Raw genomic sequence first — 15397 nt, 5'->3', positions numbered from 1 at the left:
GTAGACTGGTCCTCACCCTGTGGGAAGGAGGGCCTGAGTGACCGAGACGCGCTCGTCAGCGCCTTCCGGGCCGCTCGCCTTCCTGCGCCGGCCCACGCGGGAGCCGACCGCGATCGACGGTGTTCTCGACACCTATCGGCGCATGTACCCGCGCGCCAAGACCGGGCTGATCGAGCAGGCGTACAAGGTCGCCGACAGGGCGCATGAGGGCCAGCAGCGCAAGAGCGGCGAGCCCTACATCATCCATCCGATCGCGGTGGCGCAGATCATCGCCGACATGGGGCTGCCGGACACCGTCATCGCCGCGGCGCTGCTGCATGACGTGGTCGAGGACACCGAGTACCCGCTGTCACAGCTGCGCGAGGAGTTCGGAGACGAGGTCGCGGCGTTCGTCGACGGCGTGACCAAGCTCGACAAGGTCAGCTACGGCGACGCGGCTCAGGCCGAGACGGTGCGCAAGATGGTCGTGGCGATGGCCAAGGACATCAGGGTGCTCGTGCTCAAGCTCGCTGACCGCCTCCACAATGCTCGGACCTGGAAGCACGTCTCCCCGGAGAGCGCGCGCCGGAAGGCGCAGGAGACGCTCGAGATCTATGCGCCGCTCGCGCACCGCATGGGCCTGAACGCGATCAAGTGGGAGCTCGAGGACCTGTCTTTCAAGACCCTCTACCCGAAGATCTATCAGGAGATCGTGGACGTGGTCGCGGAGCGTGCTCCCGAGCGCGAGCGGGTGCTGGCGGAGATCACCACCGAGATCGACCGCGAGCTCAAGACCATCAAGATCCGCGGGGTCATCACGGGCCGGCCCAAGCACTACTACTCGGTGTACCAGAAGATGATCGTGCGCGGGCGCGACCTCAGCGACATCTACGACCTGGTGGGCATCAGGATCCTGGTCGACAGCGTCAGGGACTGCTACGCGGTGCTGGGCGCGATGCACGCCAAGTTCCAGCCGGTGCCGGGCCGGTTCAAGGACTACATCGCGATGCCCAAGTTCAACCTCTACCAGTCGCTCCACACCACCGTGATCGGGCCACGCGGCAAGCCCGTCGAGCTGCAGATCCGCACCCACGAGATGCACCGGCGAGCCGAGTACGGCCTGGCCGCCCACTGGCGCTACAAGGACCGCGGCGGAGCGGGCGGCGGCCAGAGCGAGATGGGCTGGCTGCGACAGATCGCCGACTGGCAGCAGGAGACGGCCGACCCCTCCGAGTTCCTCGACTCGCTGCGCGGCGAGATCTCGAGAGCCGAGGTGTACGTGTTCACGCCGCGCGGGCGCCTGCTCGCGCTTCCGCAGGGCGCGACGCCCGTCGACTTCGCCTACGCGGTCCACACCGAGGTGGGGCACAAGACCATCGGGGCGAAGGTGAACGGGCGCCTGGTGCCGCTCGACTCGACCCTCGACAACGGGGACACCGTGGAGGTGCTCACCACCTCCGACCAGAACGCTCACCCCAAGCGCGACTGGCTCGACTTCGTCCAGTCCACCCGCGCGCGCAACAAGATCCGCCAGTGGTTCACGCGTGAGCGCCGCGAGGAGTCCATCGAGACCGGCCGCGACATGCTGGCTCGCGCCATACGCCGCCAGCACCTGCCCATGCAGCGCCTGATGTCGAAGTCGACGCTGCTCGCGCTCGCCAAGGAGATGCACTACGAGGACGTCGACACCCTGTACGCGGCGATCGGCGAGCACAAGGAGCAGGCCGGCGACGTCGTCGCGAAGATGGTGGAGGCTGTCGGCGGCACCGAGGGCGCCGACGAGGACGTCACCGAGATCACGCGCCCCGGCACCACGGCCTCGCGCGCACGGCGCGGCGACCCCGGCATCTCGGTCCACGGGCTCTCGGATGTGGTGGTGAAGCTCGCGAAGTGCTGCACTCCCGTTCCCGGTGATCCGATCCGTGGATTCGTCACGCGCGGCAACGGCGTGAGCGTCCACCGCGCTGACTGCCAGAACATGGCCTCTCTCGCGGACCAGCAGGAGCGGTTCATCGACGTCCAGTGGACGGGACAGTCCAACGCGGCGTTCCTGGTGCAGATCGAGGTCGAGGCGCTCGACCGCAACCGGCTCCTCAGCGACGTGGTCAAGGCGCTGTCCGACTATCACGTCAACATCCTGGGCGCGAACGTGTCGACCAGCCAGGACCGGGTGGCGCTCAACACCTTCACGTTCGAGATGGCCGATCCGTCCCACCTGGGCGCCGTCATCTCGGCCGTCCGCCGCATCGACGGCGTCTACGACGCTCGCCGCGTGACGGGCGGCAAGCGAGACTGACGCGGCGCCTCCGTCGCGCCAGCACCGCCGCACCAGCACCGTCGCACGAGCCCCGTCGCACTAGCCCCGTCGCACTGGCCCCGTTGCACCAGGACCGTCGCGCCACCACCGCCGTACCAGGACCGTCGCGCCGACACCGCCAGCGGCGGCATCTCCGATGGTTCTCATGCGGCATCGAGTGCCCGTGTGGCCTCTGCCCACGCGCCCTCGAGTTCGGGGGACGCACGTGCCCGGGTCACCTCCGCGACGCGGGCGTCGATGCGCTCGCGCAGGACCGCTCCTGAGCGCAGGGACGAGCGCACGCATGCGGTCGCGGCCTCAGGGGACCACCGCATCGCGTCGACGAGGGCCACCTCAAGAGGCGCGATGGCGCCGGGGAAGCCGTCGCCCGTGGCAGCGATGCCCACGCCGTGCTGCTCGAGCGGCAGCGGGAACGACATCGAGCGCACGCGGCGCCGCGGGTCGGTCCGCACGTGCACGACCGTGGGAAGGTCCCCGCACCCATGGGCCCACGCTGCGGCGAGACCGGTGACCTGAGCTCCGGCAGGGACCAGCGCGCCGAGCATCGTGCGCCGCAGCGGGGGAGAGTCGGGGATGCCGGCAGGCAGCGCATGGCCGGGGATCAGGGTGCGGATGATGCCGTCACGGACCATCCGCCCGTACTCGATCCGGCCCACCTGGCGCGGGGTGACGAACAGCATCGCACCAGCCTGCCGCGCGACACCGCGCCGTGCGCGAAGCGGCCCGGCCGCTGTGGACAGCAGGCCGGGCCGTGGGGCTGTGGATGCCTCCTAGGAGACGACGCCCTGGATCTGCTCGAGCCACGAACGCCGAGCCTTGAGCGCCTCCTCGGCCTCCTTGACCTTGCGCTTGTCGCCCGAGGACTTGGCCGCGGCCAGGTCGTCCTCGAGCTCAGCGATGGCGGACTGGAGCTGGGCAGCGGCGCCCGTGGCCCGCGCCTCGAGCTCGGGGTTGCGAGAGGTCCACTCCTTGTCCTCGGCGTCGCGCACGGCCTGCTCCACGGCGCTCATGCGCTTGTTGAGGCGCGCGACATCGCCGCGGGGCACGCGGCCAGCCGCCTCGAACCGGTCCTGGGCGGCGCGCAGCGCCTGCTTGGCCGCACTGAGATCCGTGATCGGCAGCAGCGCCTCGGCCTCCACCACGGCGGCCTCCTTGGGAGCGACGTTCTCCGCGAGCGCCGCATCCTCCGCGTCAGACGCTGACCGCCGAGCCTCGAAGAACGAGTCCTGCGCCGTCTGGAACCGCTTCCACAGCGCGTCGTCGACGCTGCGACGGCCCCGACCGGCGCTCTTCCACTCGTTCATGAGGTCGCGGAAGCCTCGCGCGCCGCGATCCCAGTCGGTGGTCTCGGCGAGCCTCTCGGCCTGCGCGACGAGCTGCTCCTTGCGGGTGGCGACGCCGGCGTTGGACTTGTCCAGCTCGCTGAAGTGATGCTTGCGCGCCTTCTCGAAGCTGGAGCGGGCCGTGGTGAATCGCTTCCACAGCGCCTTCTCCTGCTCCTTGGGGATGCGCGCGAGGGAACGCTGCGCCTCCTTCCAGTCGTCGAGCAGCGCACGCAGCGTGGCCGTGTCGTTCTTCCAGTGCACCTGGGACTCGTCGCGAGCGGCGATCTCCTCGGCGCTGGTCACGATGGCCTCGCGCTTGGCGAGCGCCTCTGCACGGGCGGCACGGCGCTCCTCCTGGATGCGCTCGCGCACCTCGGTCGCCTCGGCGCTGACCTTCTCGAAGCGCTCGCGCAGTGCCGGCAGGTCGCCGACCACCTTGGGCTCGGACAGTGAAGCGGTGAGCGAAGCGAGCGACTCGTCGATGTCCTTGGGCGACAGCTCCGCTGACTCCAGGCGCGCACGGAAGCGCTCGACGGACGCGCGCAGCTCGAAGTAGGCCTTCACGTAGGGCGCGAGCGGATCGTCTCCGGTCGCCGGTCCCACCTCGTGGGTCGCGTCGCCGTCCGTCACGGTCACCGTGTCGTCGGCGACCGCGCCGAACTGCGCTGCCGCCTTGAGCTCGTCCTCGGAGACATCGGCCGCGATCGGGACCTTCACGGGGTGAGTGGCATGCGCCGCGATGACCGCGGGGCTCGCTCCCTTGGGAGGGGCAGGCTTCGGGATCGGCTTGGGCTGGGGAGTGGACATTTCGAGCGCACCTCGTTCACGGCGGGGGGACGATGCCGGGGCGTCCCGCCAGGGCTGGCCTCCAAGGGTCCGGCATGGGCAACGCCCCCCACAATACTCAGCGACCGAGCCCGGCGGGTGACCGGCACTGCATCGGCCCTGCCAGCGCTGATGGAACAATGGCCGCATGGCACGCGTCCGACCCCTGTCCGGCTACCCCGAGTGGACCCCCGCGCAGCGCGTGGTCGAGTCCGCCGTCATCGATGCGCTGAAGGAGGTCTTCACGCTCCACGGCTTCGCCGAGATCGAGACGCGAGCGGTCGAGACCGTCGAGCGCCTCGCCGGCAAGTCGGAGGCGGCCAAGGAGATCTACACCCTCACGCGGCTCAATGCCGACGGCGACGCCGATGCGCGCTTGGGCCTCCACTTCGACCTCACCGTGCCGTTCGCGCGGTACGTCGAGGAGTTCCAGAACGAGCTCGCCTTCCCGTTCAAGCGCTTCCAGATTCAGAAGGTGTGGCGCGGGGAGCGCCCCCAGGAGGGCCGCTATCGCGAGTTCTATCAGGCGGACATCGACGTGGTGGGTCGGCAGAGCCTGCCCGCCCACCTCGACGTCGAGGTCGCCGTGGTCATGGCTCGTGCGCTGGCGGCGCTGCCGCTGCCCGGCGTGACCATGCGGGTCAACAACCGCCGGCTCGTGGAGGGCTTCTATCGGGGCGTCGGCATCGACGACATCGCCGGTGCCCTGCGCAGCGTCGACAAGCTGGACAAGATCGGCCCCGACGGCGTGCGCGCCGAGCTCGTCGAGCAGCAGGTGCCGGAGACGGCCGCGGACGCGATCCTCGAGCTCGCGCGCATCAGCGCGCCCGATGCCTCGTTCGTGAATGCGGTCGAGGACCTGTGGGCGACCACCACCACCGTTGCCGACGTCGCAGACGCGGAGGCGCAGCTGCGCGAGGGTCTCGCGCAGCTGGTCGCCTTGGTCCAGGGCGTCAACGCGGCGGTCCCCGGCACGGCCATCGCCGACCTGCGGATCGCGCGCGGCCTCGACTACTACACCGGGTCGGTCTACGAGACGTTCCTCGATGGACACGAGGACCTGGGCTCCATCTGCTCGGGCGGTCGCTACGACTCGCTCGTCGCTGGCGGCGGGTTCCCCGGGGTCGGGATGTCGATCGGCGTGAGCCGGCTCGTGAGCAGGATGCTGGGCGCCGGGCTGGTGGAGGCGACGCGTGCGGTGCCCACGGCGGTGCTCGTGGCCGTCACGGATGAGGAGACCCGTGCTGCGTCCACGGCGATCGCGGACGCGCTGCGCGGTCGCGGCATCGCGACGGAGGTCGCTCCGACGGCGGCGAAGTTCGGCAAGCAGATCCAGCACGCCGACAGGCGCGGCATCCCCTTCGTGTGGTTCCCCGGCTCAGAGGGCGCCTCCGACGAGGTCAAGGACATCCGCTCGGGCGACCAGGTCCCAGCCGACGCAGCCACCTGGGAGCCGCCCGCAGAGGACCTCAGCCCGCGCATCGTCCCTGCCGACTGAGGCACGTCCTCAGCGCCCCTCGGCCGTGCCAGTGGCCATCCTTCGGGGGAGTGGCCCGCGGCTAGACTTGACCCCGACACCCCTATCCGGCGCGCCCGTCTAGCGCGCCCCAGAAAGGCTCGACCGTGCTCCGCACCCACCTCGCAGGAAACCTCCGCGCCGCCGACGCCGGCACCACCGTCACCCTCGCAGGCTGGGTCGGCCGACGCCGCGATCACGGCGGCGTCGCCTTCATCGATCTGCGCGACGCCTCCGGCTACGCCCAGGTCGTGATCCGCGAGGAGGTCGCCCACAGCCTGCGGAACGAGTACGTCATCCAGGTGACGGGAGAGGTGCGCGAGCGCCCCGAGGGATCGTCCAACCCCAACCTGCCGTCAGGCGAGATCGAGGTCGTCGTCTCCGACGTGACGATCCTCAACGAGTCCGCGCCCCTGCCGATGCCGGTCGACGAGCACGTGACCGTGGGCGAGGAGGCTCGCCTCAAGCACCGCTACATCGACCTGCGCCGCCCGCAGCCGCGCGCGAACATCGTGCTGCGCTCCCAGGCCAACCAGGCAGCGCGCCGCGTGCTCGACCGTCACGAGTTCCTCGAGATCGAGACGCCCACGCTGACGCGCTCGACCCCTGAGGGGGCGCGCGACTTCCTCGTGCCAGCGCGTCTGGCGCCGGGCTCGTGGTACGCGCTGCCGCAGTCGCCCCAGCTGTTCAAGCAGCTGCTCATGGTGGCCGGCATGGAGCGGTACTACCAGATTGCCCGCTGCTACCGCGACGAGGACTTCCGGGCCGACCGTCAGCCGGAGTTCACCCAGCTCGACATCGAGATGAGCTTCGTGGACCAGGACGACGTGATCGCCCTGGGCGAGGAGATCGTGCGCGAGCTCTGGAGCCTCATCGGCTACGAGGTGTCCACCCCGATCCCGCGCATCACGTACGCCGATGCGATGGCCAGGTTCGGCTCTGACAAGCCCGACCTGCGGTTCGGGCTCGAGCTGACGGAGCTCACGGAGTACTTCAAGGACACGCCGTTCCGCGTTTTCCAGTCGGACTACGTGGGCGCCGTGGTCATGCCCGGCGGCGCGGACCAGCCGCGCCGTACGCTCGACGCGTGGCAGGACTGGGCCAAGCAGCGCGGTGCGCGCGGCCTCGCCTACGTGCTGGTCCAGGAGGACGGCGAGCTCGCCGGACCGGTCGCGAAGAACCTCTCCGACGCCGAGCGCGCAGGGCTGGCCGAGGCCGTGGGTGCGGCGCCTGGCGACTGCGTGTTCTTCGCGGCCGGCAAGCCCGACGCGTCGCGCGCCCTGCTGGGTGCCGCGCGCCTCGAGATCGGCCGGCGCGTGGGACTGATCGACGAGGACCGGTTCGAGTTCGTCTGGGTCGTGGACGCTCCGCTGTTCAAGCCTGTGGACACCGACGACGACGATGTCGCGGTGGGCTCCGGCGCCTGGACCGCCGTGCATCACGCGTTCACGAGCCCCAAGCCTGAGTACCTCGACACCTTCGAGCACGTGCCCGGCGAGGCGCTCGCGTACGCCTACGACATCGTGTGCAACGGCAACGAGATCGGCGGCGGCTCGATTCGTATCCACCGTCAGGACGTGCAGGAGCGCGTCTTCAAGGTGATGGGCATCGGCGAGGAGGAGGCGCAGGAGAAGTTCGGCTTCCTGCTGGAGGCGTTCTCGTTCGGCGCCCCGCCGCATGGTGGCATCGCTTTCGGCTGGGATCGGATCGTCGCGCTGCTGGCTCGCGCGGACTCGATCCGCGACGTCATCGCGTTCCCCAAGTCCGGCGGCGGGTACGACCCCCTCACGGCTGCGCCCGCACCCATCACTGCCGAGCAGCGCGCCGAGGCGGGCGTGGACTTCACGCCTGAAGAGGAGGACGCGGAGACGGTCGACGCCTGACGCGACGCACCGGTCAGGGCACGCGACGGACGCTGCGCCGCGCCTGAGCTGCTCGAGCGCGGCCGATGCGCTGGCGGGCTGGGCAGGGGCGGTCACCGTCGGTGCAGCGGCCTAGAGTGGCTGGCATGGACCTGTTCGAGTCGACCGAGCGCACCGGCACCGGCGTGCCCGAGCCGGGTCCGAACGCCCCGCTCGCGGTGCGCATGCGCCCGCGCGAGCTCGACGAGGTCGTCGGTCAGGCGCATCTGCTGACGGAGGGGTCGCCGCTGCGGCGGCTCGTCGGTGAGGACGCGCCCGCAACGTCGGTGATCCTGTGGGGACCGCCCGGCACCGGCAAGACCACACTGGCGTACCTCGTCGCGGGGGCGCGCCGGTTCGTCGAGCTCTCGGCGGTCACCGCAGGCATCAAGGACGTTCGCGCGGTCATCGACGACTCGCGCCGGCGCATCGCGACCGGGGAGCGCGAGACGGTGCTGTTCGTCGACGAGATCCATCGCTTCACGCGCACCCAGCAGGATGCGCTGCTGCCTGCGGTCGAGAACCGGTGGGTGACGCTCATCGGCGCCACGACGGAGAATCCGAGCTTCTCCGTGGTGGGACCGCTGCTGTCGCGGTCGCTGCTGCTCACGCTGCAGCCGCTGGCGTCTGAGGACCTCGGAGCGCTCATCGATCGGGCGGTGGCGGACCCGCGTGGCCTCGACGGCGAGGTGGCGCTCGCGCCGGACGCGCGGTCGCACATCCTGCGCGTGGCCGGTGCGGACGCCCGCAAGGCGCTCACCCTGCTCGAGGCGGTCGCGGATGCCGCCGGAGCTGGCGGAGAGATCACTGCCGAGCTCACCGAGCGGACCATGGACGCGGCGCTCGTGGCGTACGACAAGTCGGGCGACCAGCACTACGACGTCATCAGCGCGTTCATCAAGTCGGTTCGTGGGTCCGACGTGGACGCCGCCCTGCACTACCTGGCACGGATGGTGGTGGCGGGGGAGGACCCGAGGTTCATCGCGCGCAGGCTCGTGATCCTCGCGAGCGAGGACATCGGCATGGCGGACCCGCAGGGACTGGTGATCGCGCAGGCGGCGGCCGATGCCGTGAGCTTCATCGGCATGCCGGAGGGACGCATCCCGCTCGCGCAGGCGACCACGTATCTGGCGACCGCTCCCAAGTCGAACCGCTCCTACGTCGCGATCGACGCAGCCATTGCGGACGTGCGCAAAGGCAAGGCGGGCGTGGTGCCCGTCCACCTCCGGGATGCGCACTACTCGGGCGCCGAGCGCATCGGACACGGAGAGGGCTATCGCTACTCCCACGACGCGCCCGGTGGCGTCGCCTCGCAGGAGTACCTTCCGGAGGCTCTGCAGGGAAGCCGTTACTACACGCCCACGGAGTTCGGCTTCGAGCGCACCGTCACCGAGCGCATGACGCGCATCAGGGCGATGCTGGGCCGCACGTCCTGAGCTGGGCGCCGATGCGCGGGCCGGGTTGGCTGTGAGTGGTGGCGTGGTCACGCTGTCGCCGAAAGCCGGGTGCCGGGCGCCGGTGCCGGGTGCTGACACCCGAGTGCGGGGTGCTGGCTCATGGTGCTCGCTGGACGATGACCGAGTGGGCCCAGCGTTCATCCCTCGAGGGCGACGAGCAGGTGGTCCGCGGTTGTTGCTGGTGGGGGTGGGTCGTAGGGGTTGTAGGGGTCGTGTCGTGCGTGGTCGTCGCGGATCCATTGGCGCACGAGCGCTTCGTCTTCGGCGGTGATCTCCGGTGGCGGCTGGGTGTCGAGGGAGTGGAGGGCGGTCATGTCGATGTCGAACACTGCGTTGCCGCCGGGCTGCGGTGTGCGGCTCGGATCGATGTGTGGTGGTGGCACGAAGGACACACGGTTGCCGTGCACGTCGATCTGCCAGCCGAGGTTGTGCACATCGTGATGACATCTCGTGCACAGCATCACGCCGTTGGCGAGGTCGGTCATCCCGCCGCGTTCCCAGAACTCGATGTGGTGGGCTTCGCAGTACTCGGGAGGGGCGTGGCATTTCGCGCAGCCACCATCGCGGCCGATCATCGCGGTCCGCTGGCTGGCAGTGAACAGGCGTCTGGTGCGCCCGAAGTCCATCACGGTGCCGTCACCGGCAAGCACCTCGGGGATGAAGCCGGCATCCCCTGCCAGGCGGCGTGCCTGACGCGCCGACACCGGTGTGGTGATCCCGTCGATGGACGCTAGTCCCTGGCCGCGCAGCAGGCTCTCCAGGGTCATCCGCACGATCACGGTGGTCCGCACCCCCGACTCGCCACGCTTGGTGCAACCCAGGATGTGGCGGGCCAGGTCGTGCAGCACGTCGGCGCGGATCTGCCCGATCGTGCGCCGCTCGAGAGCCTCACCGGTGCAGCCGTCACGGTGACCGCTCAGGCATGCACCCGGTCCGGCGCAGTCGTGCGAGATGTGCGACACCTGGCAGCCGCACGGCTCGGTGATCGCACCCGTGACGGGATCGATGGCGCGTGGCTTGGCGGGCCGCGCCTGCTGACGGACCTGCAGGGTCGTCATCTGCTCCAGCACCGTCAAGATCGGCGCAGCCGTGACCGCGTCGAGCTCACCGTGAATCACCACTTTGCCTGAGTGGTCCTGCTTCCACCACAGATACCGCTTGTCGTGTGCGGCCTTCTCTTGGCGCTCGTGCTCGTCGAGGTCGATCCTCGCGACCGCCCGCGCCACCGCCCGCTTGACGCCGTTCACGTCGAGCGTGCGCGCCTTGTTCACCAGTCGTGTCTCAAGCTCGGCCAGCACCTGTGCCGATACCCGTCCAGCCACAGCATTCAGTCCGTTCACGATCGCGGCGGCGGCCTCCACCGAGATGTCGCCGACCAGCTGCGCCCCGGCCACGAGCGGATACTTCGCACGCGTGCGCTTGCGAGCCGGCGCAGACGGGCCGCCGTCAGGGGCGGGGATCAGCGCAGGCTCCTGGCTCTCATCGGGCACCGGGCTGTCGTCCTCGATGGGCGTGAACGCATCCCCGGCCTCCACCGACCGCTTCGCACGGGGAACGGACCCGCCTTGAACCTTCGAGAACATCGCCGGCGCATCCCCATGACCCTCGATGCGCGCGAGCCCCCCACCGGGCAGGTCATCGGCCGTGCGCCGAGCCACCTCGCCCGCGAACCGCGCCTCCAACGCCCCCACCGTCCGCGACACCCTGCCCACATGCTCCAACGCCTCAAGCAGCTCCGCCTTCGACAGACCAGAGATGTCCTCACCCGCAGCGGAACTCAGCAGCTCGTGCAGCTGCACCCACTCCGCGTCCGAGAACGTCATGACCCCACCCCACCACCAACCACTGACACGCACCCCGCGCACACCCGCATCGGCCCCCACCACCGGGCTCCACCACCGCGCGACCTGTCCATGAGAACATCACACCACCAAGGTCTGACATCGCTCGAACGCCCCGGAGACCAGGGATGACAGCGGCCGGCACGTCGAGCGCCACCACTGCCCTCGCTCCCGACGCGCGACCGATAGTGTGTGCGAGAGCGTTCGTGGCGAAAGAGAGGGGAGGCGCCGTGGCTCCAGCAGCGGCCGTCACCTTCGTCGTCGTCCTGACCGCCCTCGCGGCTCTCCAAGCTGCCCTCGCGGCAGGCGCTCCCCTCGGCCGGTTCGCCTTCGGAGGCCAGCACGATGGCGCGCTGCCGGCGAAGCTGAGGGTCGCGTCGGCCCTGACCATCCTGGTCTACGCGTGCATGGCCGTCATCGTGCTCGACGCCGCAGGCCTGACGGACCTGCTGGGAGAGGGCTTCGAGACCGTCGCCATCTGGGTCCTCGTCGCGCTCCTCGCCCTGAACATCATTCCCAACGCCATGAGCCGCTCTCGGCCGGAGCGCCTCACCATGACGCCTGTCCTGGTCATCCTGACGGCATGCGCGCTCGTGGTGGCGGTGCAGCAATAGAGCGGCGCTGCAGCCGCAAGAGCGCTACAGACGCAGCGGCGTGGGCCTGGTAACATAGTTCAGCCCTCGCGGACGGTTGGCTGCTGTCGCCGCGACATCTCAAGAATTCAGGCACGCTGAGGCGCGCCTTGAGTACAGGCATAAGGAAACACATTGACTTCAGTTCAGAAGGCACGCCGCCAGGTGCGGCTGTCGCGCGCCCTGGGCCTCGCCCTGACGCCCAAGGCCGTCAAGCACTTCGAGAAGCGTCCCTACCCGCCCGGCGAGCACGGTCGTACGGCCCGCCGCAAGGAGAGCGACTACGCCGTCCGTCTGCGCGAGAAGCAGCGTCTTCGCGCACAGTACGGTCTGCGCGAGAAGCAGATGACCCGCGTGTTCGCCGAGGCCCGCAAGGAGTCCGGCCTGACCGGTGAGGCGTTCGTCGAGCTGCTTGAGATGCGCCTCGACGCTCTCGTCCTGCGCTCGGGCTTCGCCCGCACCATCCTGCAGGCGCGCCAGGCCGTGCTGCACCGCCACATCCTCGTGGACGGTCAGATCGTCGACCGCCCCTCGTTCCGCGTGAAGCCGGGCCAGACCATCCAGGTCAAGCCCAAGGCCGTCACCATGGAGCCCTACATGGCCGCCGCCGCCGGTGCGCACCGCGACGTGCTCCCCGAGGTTCCGGACTACCTGGACGTCAAGCTCGAGAAGCTGACGACCACCCTGGTCCGTCGCCCCAAGCGCGCCGAGGTCCCCGTGACCTGCGACGTCCAGCTGGTCGTCGAGTACTACGCCCGCTAGGCGAGCAGGTACTCCACAGACATACGAAGCCGCTGGGTCCCGGCCACGCCGGACCCAGCGGCTTTGTCATACTTGAGGCTCGGCTTCGCCGGCCGCCACGCAGCGCCGATGCGCTGGCAGACTTGGCATGACATGCCCATTTCCCTTGGAGGACAGGATGCGCACCGCTGACATCCGACAGCGCTGGATCGACTACTTCGCGTCGAAGGATCACCACATCCAGCCCAGCGCATCCCTGGTGTCGCCCGACCCGAGCCTGCTGTTCACGGTCGCTGGCATGGTGCCGTTCATCCCGTACATCATCGGCACGGAGGACTCGCCCCACCCGCGCATCGCGAGCGTTCAGAAGTGCATTCGCACCAAGGACATCGAGGAGGTCGGCAAGACCACTCGTCACGGCACGTTCTTCCAGATGCTGGGCAACTTCTCCTTTGGCGACTACTTCAAGGAGGGCGCGATCGACTTCGCGTGGGACCTCCTGACGGGGTCGGAGGACGAGGGCAAGTACGGCCTCGACCCCGAGCGCCTGTGGGTGACCACGTGGATCGAGGACGAGGAGGCGCACTCGGCGCTGCGCAACATCGGCGTCCCCGCAGAGCACATCGTCAAGCTGACCCGCGAGGAGAACTTCTGGGACACCGGCCAGCCCGGTCCCGCCGGACCCTGCGCGGAGTGGCACTACGACCGCGGTCCCGAGTTCGGCCCCGAGGCAGTGGGCGGCACCGTTGACCCTGGCGGCGACCGCTACCTTGAGATCTGGAACCTCGTCTTCGACCAGTTCCTGCGAGGCCCTGGCTCCGGCAAGGACTACCCGCTCATCAAGGAGCTGGACCAGAAGGCCATCGACACCGGCGCCGGCCTCGAACGCATCGCGTACCTCAAGCAGGGCGTGGGCAACATGTACGAGATCGACGAGGTGTTCCCCGTCATCGCCAAGGCGCAGGAGCTCTCCGGCCGGCAGTACAAGGCGGACGAGGGTGATGACGTCCGCATGCGCGTGGTCGCGGACCACGTGCGCAGCGCGATGATGCTCATGCACGACGGGATCGTGCCCGGCAACGAGGGTCGCGGCTACGTTCTGCGCCGCCTCCTGCGCCGCACGGTGCGCTCGATGCGCCTGCTGGGCGTCGAGGACCCGAGCCTGCCCACCCTGATCGGCACCTCCTATGAGGCGATGAAGGCGTCCTACCCTGAGCTGGGCGAGACCATCGCCAAGGTCCAGGGCATCGCGGGAGCGGAGGAGGACGCGTTCCGCCGCACGCTCACCAAGGGCACGACCATCCTCGACGCCGCTGTCGCCCAGACCAAGGCCGAGGGTAAGAAGGCGATCACGGGTGAGACCGCGTTCCGCCTCCACGACGAGTCCGGCTTCCCCATCGACCTGACGCTCGAGATGGCGGCGGAGCAGGGCGTCACCGTCGACGAGGCGGGCTTCCGGGCTCTCATGACGGAGCAGAAGGAGCGCGCCCGCGCCGATGCGAAGGCCAAGAAGGGCGGCCACGCGGACGTCAGCGTCTACCACGCGGTGGGCGAGCGGACCCCGACGGCGTTCCGCGGCTACGACGAGCTGTCCGTCGCCACCACCGTTGCGGCGGTCATCAAGGATGGCGTCAGCGTGCCTGTCGCGCGCGCGGGCGAGACCGTCGAGGTGATCCTCGCTGAGACGCCGTTCTACCCAGAGTCCGGCGGCCAGGATGCGGACACCGGCGAGATCCGCTCCGGCAACGCGACGCTGAACGTCATCGACGTGCAGCGCCCCGTCGCGGACGTCATCGTGCACACCGTCACGGTCGAGGAGGGCGAGGTCGCCGCGGGCGACCAGGTGAGCGCCGAGGTCGACGCCGTGAACCGCCGCCTCGCCAGCAAGGCCCACTCCGCGACCCACCTCATCCACTCGGCACTGCACGAGGTGCTGGGCGACGACGCCACGCAGGCCGGATCGTTCAACAAGCCCGGCTACATGCGCCTGGACTTCGCGTGGCGCCAGGGCATCTCGCTCACTGCTCGCCAGGAGATCGAGGGCATCGCGAACCGCGCGATCCGCGAGGAGCTGCCCGTCAGCACGCAGGTGATGAGCCTCGACGAGGCGCGCGACCTGGGCGCGATGGCGCTGTTCGGCGAGAAGTACGGCGACCGCGTGCGCGTCGTGGAGATCGGCGGGCCGTTCTCGCGCGAGCTGTGCGCCGGCACGCACGTGGGCAACTCTGGTCAGATCGGCCTGCTGTCGGTCACCTCTGAGGGCTCCGTGGGCTCGGGCGCTCGCCGCATCGAGGCGCTTGTGGGCGCGGACGCGTTCCAGTCGCTCGCGGCCGAGCGCGCGATCGTCAGCGAGCTCACGACCACGCTCAAGGCGCGTCCCGACGAGCTCAGCGACCGCATCGGCGCGCTGCTGTCTCGCCTCAGCGAGACCGAGAAGCAGCTCGCGTCCTACCGTCAGCAGGCCATGCAGCAGGTCGCGGGTCAGCTCGTCCAGACCGCTTCGGAGGTGAACGGCGTGCGCCTCGTGGCGCACGAGTCCGTCAACGCGTCCGATGGCGACGACCTGCGCACCCTCGTGACCGATGTCCGCTCTCGCCTGGGTGACAGCGGCCCCGTCGTCGTGGCCGCAGCGGCTGCAGTGGGTGGCCGCCCGCAGATCGTGATCGCGACCAATCAGCCGGCGCGCGACAAGGGCCTGCGTGCCGGCGACCTCGTCAAGGCGGCATCGGCCGTGCTGGGCGGCGGTGGCGGCGGCAAGCCCGACCTCGCGCAGGGCGGCGGTCAAGACGCCGCGCGCATCGCCGATGCGCTGGTCGCCGTCCGCGACGCCGTCGCCTCGGCGTAGGGGTCGCGCAGGATCGAG

Annotated in this window: 10 protein-coding genes; 7 read left to right on the top strand and 3 right to left on the bottom strand. The window is 69.8% G+C overall.

All coding sequences use genetic code 11. The annotated features are described in order from the left end of the window. Positions 1 to 37 precede the first annotated feature (37 nt). A complete protein-coding gene (locus B7K22_RS00165; protein ID WP_371327634.1) occupies positions 38 to 2275 on the top strand; it encodes a bifunctional (p)ppGpp synthetase/guanosine-3',5'-bis(diphosphate) 3'-pyrophosphohydrolase in 2238 nt (745 codons plus the stop codon). Between the two features lie 164 nt (positions 2276 to 2439). Here the strand turns inward: B7K22_RS00165 and B7K22_RS00160 are convergent, their stop codons facing one another. Together B7K22_RS00160 and B7K22_RS00155 are read right to left on the bottom strand one after the other, a co-directional pair. Continuing rightward, positions 2440 to 2976: a hypothetical protein gene (locus B7K22_RS00160; protein ID WP_084037804.1), complete on the bottom strand. Its 537-nt coding sequence runs from the start codon at positions 2974 to 2976 to the stop codon at positions 2440 to 2442. 90 nt (positions 2977 to 3066) lie between these two features. Beyond that, entirely contained in the window at positions 3067 to 4428 is a 1362-nt protein-coding gene (locus B7K22_RS00155) for a DUF349 domain-containing protein (RefSeq protein WP_144276171.1), read from the bottom strand. A 166-nt stretch (positions 4429 to 4594) separates the two neighbouring features. Here B7K22_RS00155 and hisS point away from each other — a divergent pair, with 166 nt between their 5' ends. From hisS to B7K22_RS00140, 3 genes are all read left to right on the top strand, one after another. Then, a complete protein-coding gene (gene hisS, locus B7K22_RS00150) occupies positions 4595 to 5944 on the top strand; it encodes a histidine--tRNA ligase (protein ID WP_084037802.1) in 1350 nt (449 codons plus the stop codon). Positions 5945 to 6069: 125 nt separating this feature from the next. Next, positions 6070 to 7845, top strand: a complete 1776-nt coding sequence (aspS, locus tag B7K22_RS00145) for an aspartate--tRNA ligase (protein WP_084037801.1) — start codon at positions 6070 to 6072, stop codon at positions 7843 to 7845. 125 nt (positions 7846 to 7970) lie between these two features. Next, entirely contained in the window at positions 7971 to 9299 is a 1329-nt protein-coding gene (locus B7K22_RS00140) for a replication-associated recombination protein A (protein ID WP_084037800.1), read from the top strand. Between the two features lie 158 nt (positions 9300 to 9457). Here B7K22_RS00140 and B7K22_RS00135 read toward each other — a convergent pair whose 3' ends face one another. Further along, on the bottom strand, positions 9458 to 11143 hold the full coding sequence (locus B7K22_RS00135) for an HNH endonuclease signature motif containing protein (protein ID WP_084037799.1): 1686 nt from the start codon (positions 11141 to 11143) through the stop codon (positions 9458 to 9460). A gap of 248 nt (positions 11144 to 11391) precedes the next feature. On the opposite strand from B7K22_RS00135, the gene B7K22_RS00130 reads away from it, so the two are divergent. From B7K22_RS00130 to alaS, 3 genes are all read left to right on the top strand, one after another. Further along, positions 11392 to 11775 carry a hypothetical protein gene (locus B7K22_RS00130; RefSeq protein ID WP_084037798.1) on the top strand — a complete coding sequence of 128 codons (384 nt, stop codon included), beginning with the start codon at positions 11392 to 11394 and terminating at the stop codon, positions 11773 to 11775. Between the two features lie 153 nt (positions 11776 to 11928). Beyond that, the gene (rpsD, locus tag B7K22_RS00125; RefSeq protein WP_084037797.1) at positions 11929 to 12555 is read left to right on the top strand and encodes a 30S ribosomal protein S4; all 627 of its coding nucleotides are present in this window, start codon (positions 11929 to 11931) and stop codon (positions 12553 to 12555) included. 157 nt (positions 12556 to 12712) lie between these two features. Then, positions 12713 to 15379: an alanine--tRNA ligase gene (alaS, locus tag B7K22_RS00120; RefSeq protein ID WP_084037796.1), complete on the top strand. Its 2667-nt coding sequence runs from the start codon at positions 12713 to 12715 to the stop codon at positions 15377 to 15379. Positions 15380 to 15397: the final 18 nt, after the last annotated feature.

This window comes from Demequina sp. NBRC 110053, from assembly GCF_002090095.1.
GTDB lineage: Bacteria > Actinomycetota > Actinomycetes > Actinomycetales > Demequinaceae > Demequina.
The sequence above is the reverse complement of the archived record's forward strand: the minus strand, read 5'-3'. Positions and strand labels throughout refer to the sequence as shown.